The sequence below is a fragment of the Actinoplanes sp. NPDC051346 genome (assembly GCF_040682215.1).
GTDB lineage: Bacteria > Actinomycetota > Actinomycetes > Mycobacteriales > Micromonosporaceae > Actinoplanes.
This window is the reverse complement of record NZ_JBFBAJ010000006.1, coordinates 46,104-69,143: the sequence shown is the minus strand read 5'-3', so window position 1 is coordinate 69,143 and position 23,040 is coordinate 46,104. Positions and strand designations below refer to the sequence as shown.

The following is a 23,040-nucleotide window of genomic DNA, read 5'->3' as shown; positions in this document are numbered from 1 at the left end:
ACAATGTCACATGGCACTGTGACCTTCAATGGACCTGACCTTCGACCTCGTCGTGGTCGGCGCCGGCGTCGTGGGTGCCGCCTGCGCCTACCACGCCACGCGGTCCGGGCTGAGCGTCTGCGTCGTCGACCGCGCCTCGCTGGCCGCCGGCACCACCGGCGCGGGCGAAGGCAACGTGCTGGTCTCCGACAAGGAGCCCGGCCCAGAGCTCGGCCTCGCCCTGCTCTCGAACGCCCTATGGCGCTCGATGGCCGCCGTTCCGGTCTGTGGCACGACGTTCGGCGCGCGTGCCGAACTCGACCCGAAGGGTGGGCTCGTCGTCGCCGCGTCGGCCGCGTCCCTGTCGGACCTGGCCGACCTGGCTCAACGGCAGCGGGCGGCGGGCGTCGAGGCGGAGCCGGTCGCGGCGGACGCGCTGCGCCAGCACGAGCCGAACCTCGCGGCCGACCTCGCGGGCGGCTACCGCTACCCGCAGGACATGCAGGTGCAACCGATGCTGGCAACCGCGCTGCTGCTGCGGCTGGCCCGGGATGCCGGTGCGGTGCTCCTGCTCGGCGAGGCGGTCACCGGCTTCACTCGTCACCGCGGCCGGGTGACCGGCGTGCGTACCCCGCGGCGTGAGCTGGCCGCCGGCGCCGTGGTCAACTGCGCCGGAACGTGGGCCGGCGAGGTCGCGGCCCTGGCCGGGGTACACGTGCCGGTCGCACCCCGCCGGGGGTTCGTGCTGGTCACCGAAGCGCTGCCGCGCGTGGTCCGGCACAAGGTGTACCTCGCCGACTACGTAACCGGAGTGGCGAGCGACTCCGCGGCCCTGCAAGCGTCCCCCGTCGTCGAGGGAACGCCGTCGGGGACCGTACTCATCGGCGCGACCCGCGAACGCGTCGGATTCGATCGCACCTGGTCCCCCGACGCGGTCCGCAAGCTCGCCGCCGGAGCGGTGCGGCTCTTCCCGTTCCTGGCCGACGTGATCGCGCTGCGCGGATACCGCGGGTTCCGGCCCTACTGTCCCGACCACCTCCCGATCATCGGCCCGGACCCGCGAGCGCCCGGCCTGTGGCACGCCTGCGGCCACGAAGGCGCCGGCATCGGGTTGTCCGCCGCGACCGGCCGCCTCATCACCCAGAGCCTGCGCGCGGAGGCGACTGACCTGCCGCTGGACCCGTTCCGACCCGAGCGCTTCGACGAGGTGGCAGCGTGATCGAACCGTTCAGCATCACCTTCGACGAGGTCGAGATCGCCTGCCGTGACGGCTGGACGATCGGCGCGGCGCTGACCGCGGCCGGCGTGCGGTCGTGGCGCACGACCCGGCGCGAAGGGCGACCGCGCGGGCTGTTCTGCGGCATCGGCGTCTGCTTCGACTGCCTGGTCACCGTCAACGGGCGTCCATCTGTACGGGCCTGCCTCGCCGTCGCCCGCCCCGGCGACACGGTACGCACCCAGGAAGGAACCGGCCACGATGACCATGCCTGCTGAGGCCCGGTTCGCCGACGTCGCCGTGGTCGGTGCGGGTCCCGCCGGTCTTGCCGCGGCGGCCGCAGCGGCCCGGAGCGGGGCGTTGGTGCTTCTCATCGACGGCGCGTCCCGCCCCGGCGGGCAGTTCTGGCGCCACGGCAGCGCGCCGCCCGACCGGCGGCTCTACCATGGCTGGCCGACTTTCGAGCGGCTGCGCCAGCACGGCGCACCGACGCTGCTCACTCGCCACCATGTCCGGACCGTGGCGGCCGACGGTGATGGCTGGTCGCTGACCTGTGTGGTGGGTGACGAACCCTCCACCTCGACTGTCACCACCGTCGTGCGGGCACGGCGCCTTGTGCTCGCCACCGGCGCGTACGACCGCCAACTTCCCTTTCCCGGCTGGGATCTGCCCGGCGTCATGGCCGGCGGCGGGGTGCAGGCGCTACTCAAGTCGCACGGCGTACTGGCCGGGCGGAGCGTGGTGGTCGCCGGCAGTGGGCCCTTCCTGCTGCCGGTCGCCGCCGGATTGCTCGCCGTCGGAGCACGGGTGTCACTCGTCGCTGAGGCCAACTCACCGGCCGGCATCACGCGGCACCCGCGCGCCGTGGCGTCGGCCGGCGCGAGACTGCGCGAGGGCCTGGGCTACGCGGCCCGGCTCGCCAGGCACCGGACCCCGTACCGTCCCCGGCACGCCGTGGTACAGGCGCTCGGCACCGATCGCCTCGACGCGGTGCTCGTGGCCCGGCTCGACCGGCACGGACGCATCCGCGCCGGCACCTTCCGCACCGTCGCTTGCGATCTGCTCGCCATCGGGTGGGGATTCACGCCGCAGCTCGAGCTGTTTCTCCAGCTGGGTTGCGCGACGGCGGTCGGCGCGGACGGCAGCCTCGTGGTCAAGGCCGACGCCACCCAGGCCACGAGTGTGGCGCGGGTCTGGGCGGCCGGAGAGTCGACCGGCGTCGGCGGCGCGGACCTGGCCGTGGTCGAGGGCGAGATCGCTGGCCGCGCCGCGGCCGGCGCGCCGGTGCCACCGGCGCTCATCGCCCGCCGCACGTCGCTGCGGCGCTTCGCGGACGCGCTGCATGCCGTCCATCCGGTGCCGCGATACCTCGTCGATGATCTCCCCGGCACCGTACTGGCCTGCCGCTGCGAGGAGGTGCCGGTGCGGGCGGTCCGCGAGGCGGTTCACGACCTCGGCGCCACCGAAGCGCGCACAGTGAAGATGCTGACCCGCACCGGAATGGGCTGGTGCCAAGGGCGGGTATGCGGCTTCGCGGCGGCGACGGTCACCGCACACGCGTGCGGACGTCGGACCTCCGAACCGGACCTGAGGGCCTTCGCCGAGCGGCCCCTGGCAGCACCCACCACGCTCGGCCAGTTAGCTCGCGAGGAGCCGCGATGAGTACCGTCGTCAGCGTCGATCCCCGAACCGCGACCGAGGTCGAGGTCGTCGGTTCCGAAACCAGCACCGGCGAAGTCGATGCCCCTCTGCCGGGCCGCTGCGCGGGCGGGACGCTCGTTCGGCGCCGAGCGGGCGGACCGTGCCCGCCTCTTGCACGCCGCCGCGGACGCCGCGGCTCTCGCCGCAGGCTGTCCGGTGGTGGTCAAGGCACACCCGTCCCATCCCGCGACGAGCCGACTCATGGTCGAGCTCGCCAACGCCCGCCGGGCTGCCGTCCGGCATCCTGAGTCTGGTGTACGGGCGACAGGCAGGCGCCGATGTGGTCCGGCATCCGGCGATCCGCGCGGTCGGCTTCACGGGCTCGCTCCAGGGCGGCCGCACCCTGCACGACCTTGCCGCCGCACGTCCCGATCCGATTCCGTTCTACGGCGAACTCGGCAGCATCAACCCGGTGGTCGTCACGCCGGCCGCGCTCTATGCCGATGGCCCAGTTGGTCTTGAGCGCGATGGCGGCCACGACGGTTCCCGGGCTCACCAATCGCGACGTGGGGCGCACCTCTTCGGCAGCTGATTCCACACCGTCACGAACCCCGGCGGGAACTCCCGCACCGGCAGCGAATGCGCCCACCGTTTGCCCTCCCAGCCCCACCAGCCGTCTGGCAGCGCGCCGGCGCGGCACATACCGGCGAGGAGCCCGGCCCGATAGCGGATCAAATGCATCGCCAGTTGGGCGGCTCCCTCGGTCACCGTCCACCCGGGCTGCCAGCCGTGGAGACCGCAGGCCGGGGTGGGGGCGGCGTCGACAGCGAGCCGGTCCAGCCACGCCAGCCAGGCATGCGCAGCCGACATAGTGTGCGGCCGCGAGGCCAGGTGCAGGTACCAGGCGGCTGGCAGCCACCACGGGCCGTCGGACGTCCTCGACCAGTGAGACAACGCGTCGTAGTGGTACTCAGTGGGCGGGGCGAACCAGTACGGTTGGGCAAGCGCGCCGATCAGCACATCCACTCCGTACTGCGGCACCGGCCCGGTCACGGTGAGCAGCTCCCGCAGCCGGGCCCACACCGCCGCCCGCGCCGGGAAGCCGTACTGCTCCGGACCAGGCAGCAGGGCGCGGTGCGCGTCGGTCAGAGTGAAGTCTTCGGTCACCACCGGCAGCGGGACCGACGCCTGGAACCCGGCCAGGTCCAGGACGCCCACGTTGGCCTTGTAGGGCCGGTATGCCACCACGTCGCCGTGGACCAGCAGATCGTCGTCAATCTCGCGCAACTCCATCCGATCGCCGGTCAACCGCAGCGCGATGGTGTCGTGCTTCTCGGTGTAGATCACCAGCAGGGCGTCGCCGTGGAAGCGCATCAGGTGCACGTCGCACTCGAAGTACGGGTTGTAGGTCGGCACGTCGACAGTGACCAGCTCACCGTCCTCACCCTTGACGTGCAGCAGGAGGTCGACCGGCAGATGGCCGTCCGAGTCCGGCCGGCCCGCCCTGTACTCGACCCAGGCGACGCGCTCGCCATCGACGACACCGGCGAGAACTCTGACGCGGGTGCCGGGTTGGTGGCCGGAGCCGCTCGGCTGCGACTCCTGGTAGGGGCCATCGTGGCCCAGGGCGACGCCGATGGCCGCCATCAGATCATTGTTCACGGTCGTCGATCTTATGATCGACTTCGCATACGTGGCCACCGGAAAATTCGGCGCACGTCGAGACCCTGACCCCGGTGATGCGGGACGTCCTCGGCAGAGCTCAGGATGATTGGCCGCCCTCGGGGCCTTGCCCCCGACTCGCCGTGCGGCCGGTGCGTCGGCAGCCCGGCGGGTCCGGCTGGCCAACGGGCAGAGACTGCGGCCACGTTGCGTCGGTTAGCCTGCCGTCATGGCGAGCGCCGAGCTGGATGAGTTGATCGTCGCGGACGCCGAGGCGCTGCGCGCGTGGTTGTCGGCCAATCACGCCACGTCACCCGGCGTCTGGCTGGCCCTGACCAGAAAGGGCGGCACAGTCACCACGCTGACCTGGCAGCAGGCGGTCGACGAAGCCCTGTGCTTCGGCTGGATCGACGGGCAGACCCGGAAACGGGATCAGGAGACCTCTTGGATCCGGTTCACCCCTCGTAGACCCCGCAGCTCCTGGTCACAACGCAACGTCGCCCACGTGGCTCGGCTGGAGGCACAGGGGCGAATGCTGCCACCGGGTCGCGCCGCGGTCGACGCCGCGAAAGCGAACGGGCGGTGGGCGACGGCCTACGCCCCGCCGTCGGAAGCCGAGGCACCGGCCGACCTCCTCGCCGCCATCGCCGCCGTCCCGGCCGCCCAAGCCATGTTCGACGTACTCACCAAGACCAACCGGTTCGCTCTCATCTACCGCGTCAATGCCGTCAAACGGTCGCAGACCCGCGAGCGAAAGATTGGCGAGTTCGTCGCCATGCTGGCCCGCCACGAGACGGTCTATCCGCAGAAGGCCAAGCCTCCGAACTCGCCGTAATCGGCACCTCCACAATCGTGCGTACTGATCTGGCCGCAGATCCAAGCAATCCTCAGCCTGCACCGCGTAGGGAGCAGTAGTTACGCCGACGAGAGCCTGCCCTGATCCGCTCGTGCCGCTGTTGGGTCGACTGCGCGCCCCCGGAGCCCGACCGGAATCGTGTCGGTCACTCGGCCACGTGTTTGTCGAAGCCGATGTACAGGCGGGCCGCCGCGTTCTCGCCCAGGGCGCCGAGCGTCTCCAGCTCGCGGAGCCGCAGTAGCGCCGGGTGCTGCGCGTACGCCTCGGCGGCCGCGGCCAGCCGGCGCAGCGCGTCCACCTCGGCGTCGGCGCGGATGCGCTTGGCTTCGGCGTCCGCCTCGGCACCGACCCGGGTGGACTCGGCGCGCGCGGTGGCCTCGAGCGTCTCCCGGTCGGCGCGTGTGCGCGCCTCGACCATCTGCGCCTCGGCCATCCGCTGCGCGGTGAGGACCCGGTTCATGACCTCCTGGAGATTGCCCGGGAAGACCAGGTCCTTGACGTCAGCGCGGATGATCTCGACGCCGTAGCCGACCGAGACGCCTTCGACGTCGCGCAGGATGTCCTCGCTGAGCTGGTTGCGGTTCGTCAGGATGGCCTCGAGCGTCATCGACGCGAGCGACCGCCGCGCGGCCAGCTGGACGTCGCTGTAGATGCGGTCGTCGAAGTCGGCGACCCGCTCTTTCGCGGCGACCGGGTCGACCACCCGGAAGTGCGTGATGATGTTGACCCGCACGGCCACTTTGTCGGCGGTCAGGATTTCCTGGCCCTTGATGTTGAGCTCGCGCTCACGCACGTCAACCGGCACGATCTCGACCTGCGGCACCCGCCGGCCCCCGAACCGCCTCCGGGGCAGCTCGTATCGGCCCGGCTCGAGCACTTCGCTGAGCCGGCCGTCTACGTAACGAAGGCCGCGGAATCCGCTGCGAATGATCACCTCTGGGTAGTTCTTCACGGAACACCTCGATAGAAAACGAAAGAATAAGGTGGCCCCGTAGCGGATCCGATGGGAAGGATCGGTCGCCGTGAAGGCGGCGGATAAGCGTGGTGTGATCGCCAGGGCATCCGCCGCGGAGGCGCTTTCTTCTGAGTCCGCCGGGGCCGAGTAAAGGTTCTCAAGGACGCCGATCATCCACAACGCAATATGTCCACACACCGTTCGAGCCGGCCAGCCCGTCGTGCTTATCGACTACCCACGGTGCTCCTGGACCAAGTGGAGAGCTTTTCACCCCAACTGCTTGATCCGGGGCCAGGGCGGGACCAGCGGCACACGCTGATCAGACGGGGTCGCGCTCCGGACGGAGGGTCGTCACCGCGGCCAATGCGCTCGGGTCACTCAGCGCGAGTTGCGGCAACCGCCGCCCAGCGCTCAGCGCCCGGGTTCCGGCGCCGGCGGCCAGGAACACGCTGCCGAGCAGGAGCCACCCGGGTAGCCCGAGCCCGATGGCCGTCGACGTGACGACGACCGGGGCCACGGCCCGGCCGATGGCCACACCGGCCTGGCTGACGCCCTGGTAGGCGCCGGAGTTGGCCGGATCGGCCCATTCGAAGGCCAGTTCCCAGCCGCCGGTCTCGGAGACGATCTCGCCGAGACTGTGCGCCACGACCGCCGCCACCAGCAACGCGACGGCGAACCCGGCACCGCTCGGGTATCCGGCCGCCGCGTAGCAGAGACAAGCCGCCAGCAGCAGGACCGTACCGCGAAAGACCGCCCGCCCGGCCGACGGCACGTCGCCGACCAGCCGGGTCGACCAGACCTGGAGGAACGAGACCAGGCCGGTGTTCAGCAACAACAGCAACGCGACAGTCACGTCCGGCGCGGCGGTGTGGCCGGTCACCCACAGCGGCATCCCGACGGTGAGCAGCAGGAACTGCACACTCACCACGGCGTGCAGCGCGGTTGCGGTCAGATACCGGCGATCTTGCAGCGGTGACCGGCCGCCCTGAGCCGGCCGGTCACCGTCACCCCCGTTGAGTGCGGGCAGAGCCCGCAAAGGCACAAGAGCGACCAGCGTGAGTACGGCCGCCGCCAGCACCGCCGCCAGATAGGCGGACCGGCTGCCCACCGCCAGCGCTACGGCGGCGATTCCGGATCCGGCCGCGATGGACACGTTGTCCACGACCCGCAACCTGGCCCGCACCCCGACTCGGTCCGGGCCGGTGAACGCTCGGGCCAGCAGCGCGACGTGAGCGGTCCGCTGCACACTTTCAGCACCGACCGCCACGCAGGCGACCAGCACGAACATGCCGGCGTCGCGGGTCACGCAGTACGCCGCGAGCGCCGCGCCCTGCGCCGTGGCCGCGACGATCAGCACCGGCCGCGGCCCGAACCGGTCGCAGAGCCGCCCGGACGCGAACGCCGCCACCACTCCCCCGGCCCCGGCGACGGTGAGGCCCACCCCGACGGTCGCCGGGCTGATCCCGGCCACCGTGGTGAAGAACAGCGCGCTAACGCTGAACATCACCCCCTTGGCCGTCGAGGTGGCCACGGTGGCCCAGATCAAGACTCGTTTCACAGGCACGGGCACAGTGCACCCGCCCCGGGCGGAGGACACGATTGATGTAGCGTTCTGCTTCATGCCGGTGCGATACAGGCTCGTCGGCCCCGACCTGGCAAGCGTCCGGTTCGCCGTCTCGCCCCTCAACGAGCTGGTCCTGTCGCTGCGAAGCTGGCGCGATCCCGGCCGCTTCCCGATCCACCTGCCGTGGATCCGCCGCATGCAGCAAGCCCGCGACGCCCTCGATACCGAGATGCTGCTGGCCCTCGTCGACGAGCGAACGTGGACCCCCGACTTCCTTACCCCGCAGCCACGCTCACCGCTGACCCGCATTGAGGACGAACTCGCCGCGATCGCGGCCACCCCACCCGACGTGGTCCACCGGGGCCTGCGCCTGCTCTACCGCGCCGACGAGCGCATCCCACCGCCGCTCCGTGAGCCGGGCGCGCTCGCCCGCGTGGTCACCGCCCTGGCCGGCTACTGGGACCGGTGCTTCGCCGCCCACTGGCCCCGGATGCGCTCCCTGCTGGATGGCGACGTCACGTACCGCGGGCGCGAGATCGCCCAGCACGGCCTGGCCACGATGTTCGCCGGCCTGTCCGACCGGGTCACCATGACCGGCGACACCGTGGAGGTGCGCCTGCACTCCAACGTCCATTACACCCGCCCGACCCTGGGCGGCCTCACCCTGGTCCCGACCATGTGGACCCCCGCGGTGGCGGCACCCATCTCCCCCGACGAACCCTCGATGATCATCTACCTGGCCCGGGGTTCCGGCACCCTGTGGCAGCCCGAGCCCCTGCCCGCCCCGGGAGCCCTGGCCGCCCTGCTCGGCGCCCACCGGGCCGGCCTGCTCGCCCGTCTGGACACCCCCGCGTCCTCCACCGAACTCGCGACCCGTCTGGGCGTCACCACCACCGCGGTGAACCAGCACCTACGCGCTCTCCGCGCAGGCGGGCTCCTGGTCAGCGCCCGCCACGGCCGTTCGGTCCTCTACCGCCGCTCCGATCTGGGCGACCGGCTCCTGGCCGGATCAGGGCATCCGGAGCGGCTGTCTCGCGCGGAGCGCGGCGGCGCGCCGGCCCGCTGATCCGGCCGAGAGGCCGGTGTCACAGCAGGGTCCAGCGCTGGTTGTCGCCGCAACTGCAGGAGCTCGGCCCGCCGGCGGTCATACGGATCGTCAGGTCATCCAGCAGAGCCGACCGAACGCTCGGACTGCATACAACTCGCGAACCTCTATAAAAATCGGCCGCAACCTACCGGATGGAGCCAGCCGATGACTGCCGCGGTTCGCTGCGATACGGCTCGGGCACGGCGGCGGTCCGCCGGATGTCGTAGTCGGGCTCCAGAGTTCCGAACAGGCGATCCCACACGGTGGTGTAGAAGCCAAGGTTGTAACGCGGGTCGGCGTGGTGCCCGACATGCATGGTGGGGGTGGCGATCCAGCGGAAGATCACATTGCGGCGCACGGGCGGCGGCAGTGGTTCCACTCCGAGGTGGCCCAGGATGCCGAAGATGAGGTTGAGCGCTGTATAGGCGGCCAGAGCCCAGACCGAGAACGGGTGGACCGCGAGGACGATCAGCCACATCGCCCCGAAACCGATCGCCTCCAGCGGATGCAGCGCGAACAGCGTGATGGGGCGAGCGTCAGCGAAGACATGGTGCAGCCGGTGCACCCAGGGGAACAACACGCGAAGATGAACCGTGGCGTGTCCGGCGTACATCAGAACGTCCATAGTCATGATCAGCACTACGAGTTCGGCGATCGTTCCGAGGTCGAGGTCGGTCCGCAGAATGATGACGTCGGCCTTCCACAGCCACCAGCCGGTGACGGTGATCGCGGTGTTCACCACTGTGGTGCTGGCGACCAGCGCGAGTTCCTGCGCGCTCACCGGACCCGGCTCCGGCGTGAGGCGCTGAGCAGCAGGCAGCCGGAACGCCGCATGTCCGAGCAGGGCACCCAGTCCCACCAGGAGAATATTTTCCAGCAGGGCCAACAGCGCGAACCATCCGGGGTGCAGCGTCTCGAGAAACTCCAGCATGCCGATCACGGCCTTCGCGACATCATCGATCTTCGTTCCTCAGGCCGGCCGACACCAACCCCAGCATCTTGCTGCGGCGCCGGCGCCGCCGCAAGGGCAAATCGTGCGCCCGGGTACGCCCGGTCAGCCCCGAACCACCATCCCGGAGTCGAGGCTCATCCCGGGTCATGGGGCCGGCGGCCCTACCCGCCGGAGGCCATGCGCCCGCCGCTCCCATCCTTCGCGGCTCGCTAAGGCAGTGCCCGCAGGCTGGTACCGCGCGGGCTAAGTATCTTTGGCTGGCCGGACCGCCCCACTCACCCATCCCTCGACGCGGCAGGTACCGCTCCTGCTCCGTGAGGTCGACCGCTACGAGATCGGATTCGCCCATGCTGTGATCTTCGCCGACTTCGACAATTCGGGCCCGCAGCCGCGCCACACCGCCGGAAACCGCGCCCAACACCACACCGAGGACGTCACTACTGTGGACCGTAAAGATCACCTCCATGAACAGCTGCTCCAGATCATGGCCCCGCTGTTGATGGCGCCTTGCGGGCCGCGGCCCGCAGACGTGGTGCGCCTTGGTGGTGTTGTCCGCGCCGGTACCGATCGGACTCGCATCGGTGTACATAGAAGCGGTTTCGATGGCTGGGTGTGCCCGTCGTGCGCGCCGTAGACCTGACCGAGCGGTGCGTCGTCGAGTCGCCTCAGTTCACCCGTCACGATCACCAGCCACGCTCCCGGCCTGATCGACCACAGAGTGGCCAACTTTTCCTCGGCCGGGCTGGGATGTTCATCGGGTCTCGCGGAGGTGGTCGACGGCGAGTCGGCCGAGGGTGCCGATGAGCGCGTCGAGCCGGGGTGCGGTGAAGGAGGTGACGCCGGAGCGGATCAGGACGCAGAGGGCGTACCGGCCGCCGTCGGGGTAGCTGATCACTCCGGCCTCGGCGCGCATGGTGGGCAGGCTGGCGGTCTTGCCGGCCACCACGACGTCGTCGTAGGGGAAGCCGCTGGCCAGGCGGTGCGGCCAGACCTGGAGGGTGAAGGGACGGCGTAGCTCGGCGCAGCTGGCGGGGGTGGCGACCTGGTCCAGCCAGATGCCGGCGAACAGGGCGGTGGTCTCCGCGGCGGTGGTCCGGCTGGTGCGGGCAGGGTCGAGGACCCGTAGGCGTCCTACCGCCTCGGGGTCGGTAAGGGGGCGCTCACGGCCGGTGTGCGGGTCGATGCCGGCGTCGGTACGCATGTCGGCGAAAAGCTGCCGCATGGTGGTTGCCACACGCGTGCCGGTGAGTCCGAGCGCATCGAGGTGGTGGTTGATCGTGTCCAGTTCGACGCGGCGGAACAGGACGTCGGCGGCGGTGTTGTCGCTGACGGTCACGGCGAGGGTGGCAAGGTCGCGCAGGGACAGCCCGGCGTCGTCCTGGAGCACGGACAGCCCGGTGGGGCCGGGTGAGCGATCCGCGGCGCCAATCGTGACGGTCTCTGCGAGGTCGAGGAGCCCGGCGTCGGCCAGCCGATACAGGGTAACTAGCAGGGGCACCTTCGACAGCGACGATGCCGGCACCGGCTCGTCGCCGCGCAGTGATAGCTCGGCGGCGGTGCCGAGGTCACGAGCGTGGATCCAAGCGGTCGCGTCGTGCGCGGTCAGCAAGGCCGTGGCGGCGGCGGCGAACGCGGTCACGTCAGGAAGCCGCTCGATGGGCGGGGCAGACCGGTGGTGACCGGGCCCGGGTCGGCGGTGGGCGGCGGCAGGTACCCGAGGGTGTCGCGCAGCACGTCGGCGGCGGCCTGGCAGACGTCGATGGCTGCCTCGGTCGTCGGTCTGGTGGCAACCAGCGACAGCGTGCGCCACAACGGCGTGCCGATCAGGGGACGCCACACCGTACCGGGCGCCCCGGTCGGCCCCGGTGGCGGCTGGTCGGTGAGCGCGATCCCGGTGCCGGCCGCAGCCAGCGCCAGCGCCACCTCCGTCTGGCGGGTCGGCACGACCTCGCGCAGCGCGGCGCCGTGCTGGCGGCAGGACGCCAGCACGGCGCGGTGCAGCGGGTCGACGGATTCCGCCGGCATCAGGATCAGCGTCTCGCTGGCCAGGTCGCCCAGGTGTACCTCGGCGTGGCCGGCCAGGTCGTGCCCCGTCGCGAACAGCACGCCGAGCGGCCGGGCCAGGACGGCGTGCACCAGTAGCCGCGGATGCGTCACTTCCCCGGCCAGGACAGCTACGTCAAGGCCACCGTCGAAGAGCCCGCGCACCGCCTGCGCCGTCTCCGCCTCCGTGAGGTGCAGGCGTACGCCAGGCAACCGGTGGTCGAGCGCGGCCAGCAGTGCGGCGACGAATCCCGTCGGTCCGCCCGCCGGCACGGCCGCCCGCAACGCGGCCTCACCGCCCCAGGTCGCGCCGGCGGCCACGGTGAGCAGCCGGTCACGAGCGGCAAGGAGCAGCCGTGCCTCGGCCAGCACCAGCCGACCGGCCGGGGTGGGGGCGACCCGGCGCGGGGAGCGCTCCAGCAGCAGCACGCCGAGTTCCTTCTCCAGCCGGCGCACCCGCTGGCTCAACGCCGGTTGTGCGATCAGCAGCCGCTGCGCGGCCCGCCCGAAGTGCAGCTCCTCGGCGACCACGACGAAGCACTCCAGGTGTCGTAGCAGATCCACTGGCCAGCAACGATAGCGAAAACATTATCGCTGTGCCACGACGATCCGTCTTGGACACCGGCTGTCAACGCGTGATCGGCTGATCAGGCGGGCACGTCGTGCGCGCCGCTCCACCTGGGGCGTACCCGAGCCGAGGGAAGACCTCCATGACCGCCTCACCGTCCACCCCGACCACCCGCCGCGGACTGTTGCGCACCGGCGCGCTGACCGCTGCGGGCGCCGGCGCCGCAATGCTCGGCGGGCCCCCCGCGCCGGCCGCCGCCGCACCCCGTCCGCGGGGCCGACGGCCCGGCACCAGCGGAGTGACACTGCGGTGGTTCGGCGTCAACGGCTGGGAGATCCGCACCGCCACCCAAACCGTCCTGATCGACCCCTGGATCACCCGGTTCCGCACCGGCATGTTCTCCCCCAGCGGCATCGACCCGACCACTGCGCTGCGCGTCGACCCCGCCACCATCGATCGCTACGTCACCGCTGCCGACGTCATCCTCGTCGGACACGGCCACTTCGACCACATCCCCGACGTGCCCTACATCGCTGGCAAGACCGACGCCACCGTCCTCGGCACCGCCTCGCACGGCCACGCCCTCACCGCCCTGGGCATGAACCCCACCCAGATGAACGTCGTTCGCGGCGGCGAGTGGCTGGACTTTGACTCCTTCTCCGTCTCCGTGCACCCCGCGCTGCACTCCGTCGTCGGCAAGCGGCGCAGCGTGCCGTTCCCCGGCGACCTTCCCGTCCCGGCCGCGACCGCGCCACACACCATCGCCGACCTGCCCGACGGGGGCACCCTCATCTACCAGATCACCACCCACGACGGCTTCTCGGTCTTCAACATGAGCACCGCGAACTTCGTCACCGACACCATCAGCGGACTGCGGCCCGACGTCGCGATCGTCGCGGTCGGCGGTAAGGACGTGCACGACTACCTCGGCCGGCTCGCCGACGCCATCGGGCAGCCGACGGCGATCGTGCCGACCCACTGGGACGATCCCGACCAGCCGCTCACCTCCCCCGCGGCCGACCCGAGAGGCCAACTCGCAGCGTTCCGCGACGCGCTGCCTCGGTACTTTCCGCGCAGTCGTCTGGTCGTCGTCGACCACCTGCGGACCTTCACCCCGTGACCGCACCGCACGCACCCGGCCGGCCGCGACGCAGCTCCCGCTGGCCGGCCCGACTTGCCAGCACTCACGGTCTGATCTGCCGCTTGTCCAGGCGGGGCGGTACTCGATGATGTTGACGCCGAAGGTGAGCCGGTCGACGATGGCGGCGCAGAGCCGCGGGGCTTCAGTGGCGGCATCGCTGCAACCGTGCTGCTCGGCCCCCTGGTCGTTGAAGCCAGTCGGCCGGCCAGTGCGGCGATCGCCGCAGTGTGTGGCGCAATTCGTTCCAGGATACGGGCAATCTGCTCGTCAACCCGTAGTGGGCATGCACGGGCGGATGGCGGAAGTCGTCGTTCAAGACCCTTGCCACCTACGGAATCAGTGCAAAGATGGGTCCGAAAGTGTCCAATCCTGTTCCTGGAGGCCCAGTGACCGCCAAGACCGTGCTGCACAACGTCATCGCTGGGGCCGCGGCGGCGCCCGCCGAGGGGCGGTACGAGGACCTGATCGACCCGTCCACGGGCGAGGTCTTCGCGTCCGCACCGGTATCCGGCAAGCCCGATGTCGACCGCGCGATGGACGCCGCCGCGACCGCCTTCGAGCAGTGGCGCGACACCACGCCGAGCGAGCGGCAGCACGCCCTGCTCAAGTTCGCCGATGCCGTCGAGTCCCGCGCCGGCGACCTGGTCAAGGCGGAGTCACAGAACACCGGCAAGCCGCTGGGCCTGACCGCCAGCGAGGAATTGCCGCCGGCGATCGACCAGCTCCGCTTCTTCGCCGGCGCGGCCCGGCTGCTCGAGGGCCGTTCCGCCGGGCAGTACCTGAACGGCTTCGAGTCGTACGTCCGGCGCGAGCCGATCGGCGTCTGCGCCCAGGTCACACCCTGGAACTACCCGCTGCTGATGGCTGTCTGGAAGCTCGCCCCGGCGATCGCCGCCGGGAACACGGTGGTGCTCAAGCCCTCCGACACCACCCCGGTCACCACCATCATGCTGGCCGAGATCGCCGCCGAGTTCCTCCCGCCGGGCGTGCTCAACGTGGTCGTCGGCGACCGGGACACCGGCCGCCGGCTGATCAGCCACCCCACCCCGCAGATGGTCTCGATCACCGGCTCGGTCCGGGCCGGCATGGAGGTGGCCGCGGCCGCCTCCGCCGACCTCAAGCGCACCCACCTGGAGCTGGGCGGAAAGGCCCCGGTCGTGGTCTTCGACGACGCCGACGTCGAGGCGGCCGCCGCGGCCATCGCCGAGGCCGGCTACTTCAACGCCGGCCAGGACTGCACCGCCGCCACCCGGGTGCTCGCCGGCCCCCGCGTGTACTCCGACTTCGTCGCCGCGCTGGCGGAGGCCGCCAAGGGCACCCGCACCGGCGCCCCCGACGACGACGACGCCTTCTACGGCCCGGTGAACAACGCCCGCCAGTTGGACCGCGTCGCCGGCTTCATCGACCGCCTCCCCGACCACGCCACCCTCGACGCCGGCGGCGCCCGGGTCGGCGACCGCGGCTTCTTCTACTCCCCCACGGTCGTCTCCGGCCTGCGCCAGACCGACGAGCTGATCCAGGACGAGGTCTTCGGTCCCGTCATCACGGTCCAGCAGTTCTCCGACGAGGACGAGGCGGTCCGCTGGGCGAACGGCGTCGAATACGGCCTGGCCTCCTCGGTCTGGACCAAGGACCACGGCCGCGCGATGCGGATGACCCAGCGCCTGGACTTCGGTTGCGTCTGGGTCAACTGCCACATCCCGCTGGTCGCCGAGATGCCGCACGGTGGCTTCAAGCACTCCGGCCACGGCAAGGACCTCTCCGTGTACGGCATGGAGGACTACACCCGCGTCAAGCACGTCATGCACTCCCTGGGCAACTGACCCGCACGCGGTCGCGCCGGGGATGGACCAGCGGTCCATCCCCGGGACGCCTCAGTGCTCCCGGATCGCCCAGGGGCTGCCGTATTCGGTCAGCTTGTCGAGGAACGGCACTGCGTCGAACGCTTCCGGGCCGAGGACGCCGGCGCCGGACCAGATGCCGGCGGCGAGCAGTTCGAGGGCGACGATCGGATTGACCGCGGTCTGCCAGACGACGGCCTGGGCGCCGTACTCGCGCATCGACCACTCGTTGTCGACGACGTGGTAGAGATAGACCTCGCGGGGCGCGCCGTCCTTGCCCAAGCCCTTGACGAGGGTGCCGGCGCAGGTCTTGCCGGTCATCTTGTCGCCGAGGGTGGCCGGGTCGGGCAGCACCGCGGCGATCACGTCGCGCGGGGAGACCGTCTGGTCGCCGACCAGCACCGGCTCCGTGCGGTCGAGGCCCAACCTGTGCACGGCCTTCAGGACGTCGATGAACTCGCGACCCAGGCCGTACTTGAAGGTGACCTTGCCGGCGTCCACCCAGCGCGGTACGAGCAGCACTTCCTCGTGCTCGACGTGTACGCACTCGACCGGCCCGATGCCGTCCGGGAAGTCGAACATCTCCGGCTCGCTGAACGGCTCGGTGGTGTACCACCCGCGGCCCTTTTCGTAGATAACCGGCGGGTTGAGGCATTCCTCGATGGTCGTCCACACCGAGAAGGACGGCGCGAAGTCGTAACCCTCGACGACCAGGTTGCTGCCGTCGCGGATGCCGACCTCGTCGATGACGGAGAACAGGTGGTCCGCGGCGTACCGGGCGAAGATGTCGGAGAGTCCCGGCTCGACGCCGATGCCGACGAGCGCGAGCCGCCCGGCCGCATGCCAGGCGGGTTCGGCGGCGAACTGTGCGTCGCCGAGCTTGACCCCCGTGGAGGTGAAGGGGTCGTCGGGGTGCGGATAGGACAGCGACATGGCCATGTCGAGGTAGTCGGCGCCGGCGGCATGGGCGCCCTCGAAGACCGGCATGACGAATCGCGGGTCCACAGCGTTCAGGACGTGGGTAATGCCGTGCGCGCGGCAGAGCGCAGCCACCGCCTCGGCGGAGGAGGCGTCGACGTGCGCCGCGACGAAGCGGTGGTCCTGGAGGGAATCCACCGCCCGGGCGGCGCGGTCGAGTTCGTAGTCGGCGACCACGAAGCGCTCGAAGAAGGCTCGGCGGGCTGCAATGCCGGCAGCGGCGGAACCTACACCGCCGGCACCGACAAGGAGGACGCGCATGGGAATCGCACCTTTCACGCACTTGGGATCGGCCTCGTTGCTGAAACCGTGTCAAGTGAGCCTCCTGGCAACGGAAACACTTGTCAAGAGCGATCAACTATGCGATAAACGCAGATGCCTGTGGCGCGGCCAGGGTGGGCCCCAGTCATCGTGCGCAACGGATTCCATGGATAGCCACGAACCGGACGAGCGATTCCATTGCCGTACGCCGCAACGCAGGGAAGAATCGCGGCGTGACCGACCCAACCCTGGACGACATCAACAAGCAGATCATCGAGCACCTGCAGCGCGACGGGCGCATGTCGTACGCGATGCTCGCCAAGACGATCGGGCTGTCCGAGGCCGCCGTGCGACAGCGCGTGCAGCGGCTGCTCGACGGTGGACTCATGCAGATCGTGGCGGTCACCGACCCACTCACGCTCGGCTTCGCGCGCCAGGCCATGGTCGGCCTGAAGATCAACGGTGATCTGCGCGCCATCGCCGACGAGCTCGCGGCGATCCCCGAGGTGGACTACGTGGTGATCTGCGCCGGCGGCTTCGACCTGCTGGTCGAGTTGGTCTGCACCGACGACGAGCACCTGCTGGACCTGCTCAACGAGAAGATCCGGGCGGTCGAGGGCGTCACCGTCGCCGAGACGTTCATGTACCTGAAGCTGGCGAAACAGACCTATGCGTGGGGAACCGGATGAGCCCGTCCTTCTGGCTGAACAGCATCGGCCCGGTCGAACCCCGCACCGCGCTGCCGGGTGACCGTGGCGCCGACGTGGCCATTGTGGGCGGCGGTTACACCGGGCTGTGGACGGCGTACTACCTGTCCCGGCTCGCGCCGCAGCTGCGCATCATCGTGCTGGAGGCGGAATACTGCGGCTTCGGCGCCTCCGGCCGCAACGGCGGCTGGGCCTCTGGACTCTTCCCGGTCGGCGAGGCCAAGCTGGCGCGCCGGTACGGCGCGCAACGGGCCGCCGCGATGCACCGGGCGCTTGCCGGCGCCGTCGACGAGGTGGGCCGGGCCGCCGAGGCCGAGGGGATCGCGTGCGACTACGCCAAAGGCGGCACCATCAGCCTGGCCCGCTCCCGCGCCCAGCTGCGTCGGGTCCGCTCGGCGCCAGGCCTCCTCGGCGCGGACGAGGCCCGGGCGATCTGCGGCGCCACCGATGTGCTCGGCGGCGTCTACAGTCCGGACTGCGCCGCGCTGCACCCCGCGCGCCTGGTCCGCGGCCTGGCCGAGGTGGTCGAGGCCCGCGGCGTCGAGATCTACGAGGGGACCCGGGTCCAGCGGATCGCCCGCGGCTCAGTGCTCACCGACCACGGCACCGTCCAGGCCGGCACCGTCGTGCGGGCCCTGGAGGGCTACACCGCGCAGCTGGCCGGCCACCGGCGCGTGCTCGCCCCGATCTACTCGCTGATGATCGCCACCGAGCCGCTGCCCGCGTCCGACTGGGAGCGGATCGGCCTGGCTCGCCGCGAGACGTTCAGCGACGAGCGGCACATGATCATCTATGGTCAGCGGACCGCCGACGACCGGCTCGCCTTCGGGGGACGCGGCGCGCCGTACCACTTCGGCTCCCGGGTCGACCCCCGCTTCGACCGGGTCCCGGCCATCTTCTCCAGCCTGCGGCGCACGCTGACCGAGATGTTCGGCATCGACCCGCCGATCGCGTACCGCTGGGGTGGCCCGCTCGGCATTCCGCGTGACTGGATGCCGTCGGTGGGTCTGCGCGACGGCATCGGCTGGGCGGGCGGCTACGTGGGCGACGGCGTCGCCGCCGCCAATCTCGCCGGGCGTACCCTCGCCGACCTGATCGCGGGCAAGGAGAGCGACCTGACGGACCTGCCGTGGGTGGGCCACCGCTCGCGTCGCTGGGAGCCGGAGCCGGTTCGCTGGCTCGGTATCAACGCCGGCCTGCACGCCACCACCCTGCGCGACACCCTGGAACGCCGCACCCCGGCGGCCCGCTGACCGCGGCTCGTTCTGAACAGCGGAAAGGGAGCCGCCCCACGGTGAAGCAGTCGGCTAGAGCCGGTTGCTCGCCTCGGTGAGGACCGAGCGCAGGATCTGTTCGATCTCGGCGAACTGGGTCTCGTTCGCGGTGAGCGGCGGCGCCAGCTGGATGACCGGGTCGCCCCGGTCGTCGGCGCGACAGTACAGGCCCGCCTCGAACAGCGCGCTGGAGAGGAAGCCGCGTAGCAGGCGCTCGGACTCGTCCTCGTCGAACGTCTCCTTGGTGGCCTTGTCCTTGACCATCTCGATGCCGAAGAAGTAGCCGTCACCGCGGACGTCGCCGACGATCGGCAGGTCGGTCAGCTTCTCCAGGTACGAGCGGAACAGGCCGCTGTTGTCGCGGACGTGCTGGTTGAGGTTCTCCCGCTCCATGATGTCCAGGTTGGCCAGCGCCACCGCGGAGCCGACCGGGTGGCCGCCGTAGGTGACGCCATGCGCGAACCAGTTGGTGCCGTGCAGGAACGGCTCGGCCAGGCGCTCGGATGCGATCATCGCGCCGAGCGGCACGTAGCCACTGGTCAGGCCCTTGGCAACGGTGACGATGTCGGGTGTGTAGCCGTACTTGTGGCCGCCGAAGTATTCGCCGAGGCGGCCGAAGCCGCAGATCACATCGTCGGAGACCATCAGCACGTCGTACCGGTCGCAGATCTCGCGCACCCGCTGGAAGTAGCCGGGCGGCGGCGGGAAGCAGCCGCCCGCATTCTGCACCGGCTCGAGGAAGACGGCCGCGACCGTGTCAGGGCCCTCGAACTCGATCGCCTCGGCGATCCGGTCGGCCGCCCAGACACCGAACTGCTCCGGCGACATCGATTCGTCAGGACGCCGGTAGTAGTTGGTGTTCGGCACTCGGAAGGTGGACGGCACCAGCGGCTCGAAGTCCTGCTTGAGCGCCGGGATGCCGGTGATCGACAGTGCACCCATCGAGGTGCCGTGGTACGCGATCGACCGGGACAGCACCTTGGTCTTGAGCGGCTTGCCGGTGTGCTTGAAGTAGGACCGGGCGAGCTTCCAGGCGGACTCGACGGCCTCGGAGCCGCCCGTGGTGAAGAAGACCCGGTTGAGATCGCCCGGGGTGAGGTCGGCGAGCCGGTCGGCCAGCTCGACGGCCTTGGGGTGCGCGTACGACCAGATGGGGAAGTAGGCCAGTTCGCCCGCCTGCTTGGCGGCCGCCTCGGCCAGCTCCTGACGGCCGTGCCCGGTCTGCACGACGAAGAGTGCGGACAGGCCGTCGAGGTAGCGCCGCCCCGTCGAGTCCCATACGTAGCAACCGTCGCCGCGCACGATCATCGGAATGTCGGCCTTCTGGTACGACGACAACCGGGTGAAGTGCATCCACAGGTGGTCGCGGGCGTCGCCGGCCAGCTTGTCGTAGTCGGGTGACTGGGTGTCGGTCAAGGGGTGCTCCAACGTTCGGCGGGTTTGCGTGGCGGTTGTCTTAGGTGGCGGTTGTCTCAGAGGCGGCGAACGCCTGCCCGAGGAGGGTGAGCCCGCGGTCCAGCTCGTCGTCCGTGATGATCAATGGCGGTAGGAGCCGGATCACGTTGCCGTAGGTACCGCAGGTGAGCAGCAAAAGGCCGGCCTCGTGCGCCGCCCTGGCCACCGCGGCGGTGGCGGCCGGGTCCGGCACCGGGCCGAGCGGGCCGATCTCGTCGGGCACGACCAATTCGAGGGCGAGCATCGCGCCGCGGCCGCGGACCTCGCCGATCGCGGGGTACTTGGCGGCGAGCGCCAGCAGGCGGGGCACGGCGGTCTCGGCGATCCGCCGGGCGGCGGCGGCGAGGTCGAGCTCGCGCAGCGTCTCGATGGTGGCCAGGGCGGCGGCGCAGGCGATCGGATTGCCGCCGTAGGTGCCGCCGAGACCGCCCGGGTGCACCGCGTCCATGATCTCGGCACGGCCGGTGACGGCGGCCAGCGGCAGGCCGCCGGCGATGCCCTTGGCGGTGGTGATCAGGTCGGGCTCGACGCCCTCGTCCTGGCACGCGAACCACGATCCGGTCCGGCAGAAGCCGGTCTGGATCTCGTCGGCGATGAAGACGGCGCCGGCGCTGCTCGCCCACGCGGCGATGGCCGGCAGGAAGCCCTCGGCCGGGACGATGAAGCCGCCCTCGCCCTGGATCGGCTCGATCAGCACGGCGGCCACGCTGTCGGCGCCGACGTGCTTCTCGATCGCGGCGATCGCGTACGCGGCGGCGTCCGCCCCGGATCGGCGGTCGCGGAACGGGTACGACATCGGGACCCGGTAGATCTCGCCGGCGAACGGGCCGAACCCGTGCTTGTACGGCATCACCTTGGCGGTCAGCGCCATGGTCAGGTTGGTCCGTCCGTGGTACGCGTGGTCGAAGACGACGACCGCCTGCCGCCCGGTGGCGTGCCGGGCGATCTTGACGGCGTTCTCCACCGCCTCGGCGCCGGAGTTGAACAGCGCGGAGCGCTTCTCGAACGTGCCGGGTGTCAGCTCGGCCAGCCGCTCACAGACCTCCACGTACGGCTCGTAGGGCGCGATCATGAAGCAGGTGTGGGTGAACCGCTCGGCCTGGGCCCGGACCGCCTCGACGACCTTGGGCGCGGCGTTCCCGACGTTGGTCACCGCGATGCCGGCCGCGAAGTCGATCCACTCGCGTCCGTCCACATCGGTCATCGTGCCGCCGCCCGCGGTGCGCACGTAGGACGGGATCATGCTGCTGACCCCACGCGCCACCACCGCGCTCCGGCGCCGATGCAGCTCGGCGGATGTGGGCGAGTGACCCGGAGAACGCATCTCAACTCCTTCAAGCTTCGAACCTCGATCATTCCACTGATTCCGTCGCACGCAAGAGTCTGGACAACTATTTCCGTGCCCAAACTCCGGGTACGCTGCCGTCGTGATTCCCTTCCACGTGGCCGGCCGACCCACCATCGGCACCGACGTCCTTACCGTCCGTAGCCCATACAACACAGAAGTGGTAGGCGTTACCAGCCTGTCCACCGCGGAGCAGGTGGAGCAGGCGGTGGCGGCGGCCGTGGGCGCCACCGGACCGGCCGCCGCCCTGACCGCCGCCGAGCGGGCCGCCGCCCTGGATGAGATCAGTGCTCGGATCAGGCAGCGGGCTGAGCAGTTCGCCCAGCTGATCACCGCGGAGAACGGCAAGCCGCTCAAGTGGGCGCGGGCCGAGGTGGCCCGGGCCGTCTCCACCTTCCGCTGGGCCGCCGAGGAGGCCCGCCGGTTCTCCGGGGAGCTGCAGCGCCTGGACACCGATCCGGCCGCGGCCGGGCGGATCGCCATGATCCGCAGGGTGCCGCGCGGGCCGGTGCTCGGCATCGCGCCGTTCAACTTTCCGCTCAACCTGGTCGCCCACAAGGTGGCGCCGGCGCTCGCGGTCGGCGCGCCGATCATTGTCAAGCCGGCCCCGGCCACCCCGCTGACCGCGCTGCTGCTCGGCGAGGTGATGTCCGGGCTCGACCTGCCGGCCGGCATGTTCTCGGTGCTGCCGATCCCCAACGAGCGGGTCGCCGAGCTGGTCGCCGACCCGCGCCTGCCGGTGGTGTCGTTCACCGGCTCCGGCCCGGTGGGCGCTCAGATCCGGGCCGCCGTGCCCCACAAGCACGTCACGCTCGAACTGGGCGGCAACGCCGCCGCGCTGATCTGTCAGGACTGGACCGATTTGGACTTCGCCGCGCAGCGGATCGCCACCTTCGCCAACTACCAGGCCGGGCAGAGCTGCATCGCGGTCCAGCGGGTGTTCGTGCACCACGACCAGCTGGCGGCGTTCACCCCGAAGCTGATCGCCGCGGTCGAGGCGCTGTGCACCGGCGACCCGCGCGACGAGCGCACCGACGTGGGCCCGGTGATCGACGAGCGGGCGGCCCGGCGGATCGAGGAGTGGATCGGTGAGGCGGTCGCCGGGGGTGCCCGGATCCTCACCGGCGGAGGCCGCGACGGCACCACGCTGACCCCGACCGTCCTGATCGACGCGCCGGCCGACGCCAAGGTCTCCGCCGAGGAGGTGTTCGGTCCGGTGCTGGTGCTGGCCGGGGTGGACACCGACGCCGACGGCCTCGCCGCGATTGACGACTCCGCGTACGGGCTACAGGCCGGCGTCTTCACGCACCGCCTCGACGTCGCCTTCGCCGCGCACCGGCGGCTGCGGGTCGGCGGCATCATCATCGGCGACGTGCCGAGCTTCCGGGCCGACCAGATGCCGTACGGCGGCGTGAAGGGCAGCGGCTCCGGCCGTGAGGGCGTGGCCAGCGCGATGCAGGACTACACCGAGCCGCGTGTCATGGTCCTCACCGGTCTGACGCTCTGACCCCACCG

20 protein-coding genes are annotated in these 23,040 nt (G+C 70.8%); 11 read left to right on the top strand and 9 right to left on the bottom strand.

All coding sequences use genetic code 11. From position 1 onward, the window contains the following. Positions 1-28: 28 nt before the first annotated feature. The 4 genes from AB0M36_RS16655 to AB0M36_RS16640 all read left to right on the top strand — a co-directional run bounded on the left by AB0M36_RS16655 (position 29) and on the right by AB0M36_RS16640 (position 3,428). Positions 29-1,198 carry an FAD-dependent oxidoreductase gene (locus AB0M36_RS16655; RefSeq protein WP_364157938.1) on the top strand — a complete coding sequence of 390 codons (1,170 nt, stop codon included), beginning with the start codon at positions 29-31 and terminating at the stop codon, positions 1,196-1,198. Next, positions 1,195-1,473 carry a (2Fe-2S)-binding protein gene (locus AB0M36_RS16650; protein ID WP_364157936.1) on the top strand — a complete coding sequence of 93 codons (279 nt, stop codon included), beginning with the start codon at positions 1,195-1,197 and terminating at the stop codon, positions 1,471-1,473. Before AB0M36_RS16655 ends, AB0M36_RS16650 begins: the two co-directional genes overlap by 4 nt. Then, entirely contained in the window at positions 1,457-2,857 is a 1,401-nt protein-coding gene (locus tag AB0M36_RS16645) for an NAD(P)/FAD-dependent oxidoreductase (protein ID WP_364157933.1), read from the top strand. Before AB0M36_RS16650 ends, AB0M36_RS16645 begins: the two co-directional genes overlap by 17 nt. A 292-nt stretch (positions 2,858-3,149) precedes the next feature. Continuing rightward, positions 3,150-3,428: an aldehyde dehydrogenase family protein gene (locus AB0M36_RS16640; RefSeq protein WP_364157932.1), complete on the top strand. Its 279-nt coding sequence runs from the start codon at positions 3,150-3,152 to the stop codon at positions 3,426-3,428. Here the strand turns inward: AB0M36_RS16640 and AB0M36_RS16635 are convergent. Next, on the bottom strand, positions 3,389-4,498 hold the full coding sequence (locus AB0M36_RS16635; protein WP_364157930.1) for a hypothetical protein: 1,110 nt from the start codon (positions 4,496-4,498) through the stop codon (positions 3,389-3,391). The two genes, AB0M36_RS16640 and AB0M36_RS16635, sit on opposite strands and share 40 nt — an antisense overlap. 229 nt (positions 4,499-4,727) lie before the next feature. Here AB0M36_RS16635 and AB0M36_RS16630 point away from each other — a divergent pair, with 229 nt between their 5' ends. Further along, positions 4,728-5,333 (top strand): YdeI/OmpD-associated family protein, encoded by a 606-nt coding sequence (locus tag AB0M36_RS16630; RefSeq protein WP_364157927.1) that lies wholly within the window; start codon positions 4,728-4,730, stop codon positions 5,331-5,333. Between the two features lie 166 nt (positions 5,334-5,499). On the opposite strand, the gene AB0M36_RS16625 is transcribed toward AB0M36_RS16630, so the two are convergent. Both AB0M36_RS16625 and AB0M36_RS16620 read right to left on the bottom strand, forming a co-directional pair. Beyond that, complete coding sequence (locus tag AB0M36_RS16625; RefSeq protein WP_364158778.1) at positions 5,500-6,483, bottom strand: slipin family protein; 984 nt, start codon at positions 6,481-6,483, stop codon at positions 5,500-5,502. Positions 6,484-6,628: 145 nt separating this feature from the next. After that, the gene (locus AB0M36_RS16620; RefSeq protein ID WP_364157925.1) at positions 6,629-7,873 is read right to left on the bottom strand and encodes an MFS transporter; all 1,245 of its coding nucleotides are present in this window, start codon (positions 7,871-7,873) and stop codon (positions 6,629-6,631) included. A 55-nt stretch (positions 7,874-7,928) separates the two neighbouring features. On the opposite strand from AB0M36_RS16620, the gene AB0M36_RS16615 reads away from it, so the two are divergent. Then, complete coding sequence (locus AB0M36_RS16615) at positions 7,929-8,939, top strand: helix-turn-helix domain-containing protein (RefSeq protein WP_364157922.1); 1,011 nt, start codon at positions 7,929-7,931, stop codon at positions 8,937-8,939. A 166-nt stretch (positions 8,940-9,105) separates the two neighbouring features. Here the strand turns inward: AB0M36_RS16615 and AB0M36_RS16610 are convergent, their stop codons facing one another. The 3 genes from AB0M36_RS16610 to AB0M36_RS16600 all read right to left on the bottom strand — a co-directional run bounded on the left by AB0M36_RS16610 (position 9,106) and on the right by AB0M36_RS16600 (position 12,519). Continuing rightward, positions 9,106-9,846: a sterol desaturase family protein gene (locus tag AB0M36_RS16610; protein WP_364157919.1), complete on the bottom strand. Its 741-nt coding sequence runs from the start codon at positions 9,844-9,846 to the stop codon at positions 9,106-9,108. Between the two features lie 817 nt (positions 9,847-10,663). Next, on the bottom strand, positions 10,664-11,551 hold the full coding sequence (locus AB0M36_RS16605; RefSeq protein ID WP_364157917.1) for a serine hydrolase: 888 nt from the start codon (positions 11,549-11,551) through the stop codon (positions 10,664-10,666). Next, positions 11,548-12,519, bottom strand: coding sequence for a LysR family transcriptional regulator (locus AB0M36_RS16600; RefSeq protein WP_364157914.1), 972 nt, complete (start codon positions 12,517-12,519; stop codon positions 11,548-11,550). The genes AB0M36_RS16605 and AB0M36_RS16600 overlap by 4 nt, the downstream gene beginning before the upstream one ends. A 146-nt stretch (positions 12,520-12,665) precedes the next feature. Here AB0M36_RS16600 and AB0M36_RS16595 point away from each other — a divergent pair, with 146 nt between their 5' ends. Further along, on the top strand, positions 12,666-13,643 hold the full coding sequence (locus AB0M36_RS16595) for an MBL fold metallo-hydrolase (protein ID WP_364157911.1): 978 nt from the start codon (positions 12,666-12,668) through the stop codon (positions 13,641-13,643). 407 nt (positions 13,644-14,050) lie between these two features. Further along, positions 14,051-15,487: a gamma-aminobutyraldehyde dehydrogenase gene (locus AB0M36_RS16590; protein ID WP_364157908.1), complete on the top strand. Its 1,437-nt coding sequence runs from the start codon at positions 14,051-14,053 to the stop codon at positions 15,485-15,487. Between the two features lie 51 nt (positions 15,488-15,538). Here the strand turns inward: AB0M36_RS16590 and AB0M36_RS16585 are convergent, their stop codons facing one another. Further along, entirely contained in the window at positions 15,539-16,744 is a 1,206-nt protein-coding gene (locus tag AB0M36_RS16585; RefSeq protein ID WP_364157905.1) for a saccharopine dehydrogenase C-terminal domain-containing protein, read from the bottom strand. A gap of 233 nt (positions 16,745-16,977) precedes the next feature. On the opposite strand from AB0M36_RS16585, the gene AB0M36_RS16580 reads away from it, so the two are divergent. Beyond that, positions 16,978-17,433: an Lrp/AsnC family transcriptional regulator gene (locus tag AB0M36_RS16580; protein ID WP_364157902.1), complete on the top strand. Its 456-nt coding sequence runs from the start codon at positions 16,978-16,980 to the stop codon at positions 17,431-17,433. Further along, positions 17,430-18,704, top strand: a complete 1,275-nt coding sequence (locus AB0M36_RS16575) for an FAD-binding oxidoreductase (protein ID WP_364157899.1) — start codon at positions 17,430-17,432, stop codon at positions 18,702-18,704. The genes AB0M36_RS16580 and AB0M36_RS16575 overlap by 4 nt, the downstream gene beginning before the upstream one ends. A gap of 54 nt (positions 18,705-18,758) precedes the next feature. Here AB0M36_RS16575 and AB0M36_RS16570 read toward each other — a convergent pair whose 3' ends face one another. Together AB0M36_RS16570 and gabT are read right to left on the bottom strand one after the other, a co-directional pair. Continuing rightward, positions 18,759-20,141, bottom strand: a complete 1,383-nt coding sequence (locus AB0M36_RS16570; protein WP_364157897.1) for an aspartate aminotransferase family protein — start codon at positions 20,139-20,141, stop codon at positions 18,759-18,761. A gap of 40 nt (positions 20,142-20,181) precedes the next feature. Next, positions 20,182-21,504, bottom strand: coding sequence for a 4-aminobutyrate--2-oxoglutarate transaminase (gene gabT, locus AB0M36_RS16565; RefSeq protein WP_364157895.1), 1,323 nt, complete (start codon positions 21,502-21,504; stop codon positions 20,182-20,184). 103 nt (positions 21,505-21,607) lie between these two features. Here gabT and AB0M36_RS16560 point away from each other — a divergent pair, with 103 nt between their 5' ends. After that, positions 21,608-23,032, top strand: a complete 1,425-nt coding sequence (locus AB0M36_RS16560; protein WP_364157892.1) for an aldehyde dehydrogenase family protein — start codon at positions 21,608-21,610, stop codon at positions 23,030-23,032. Positions 23,033-23,040: the final 8 nt, after the last annotated feature.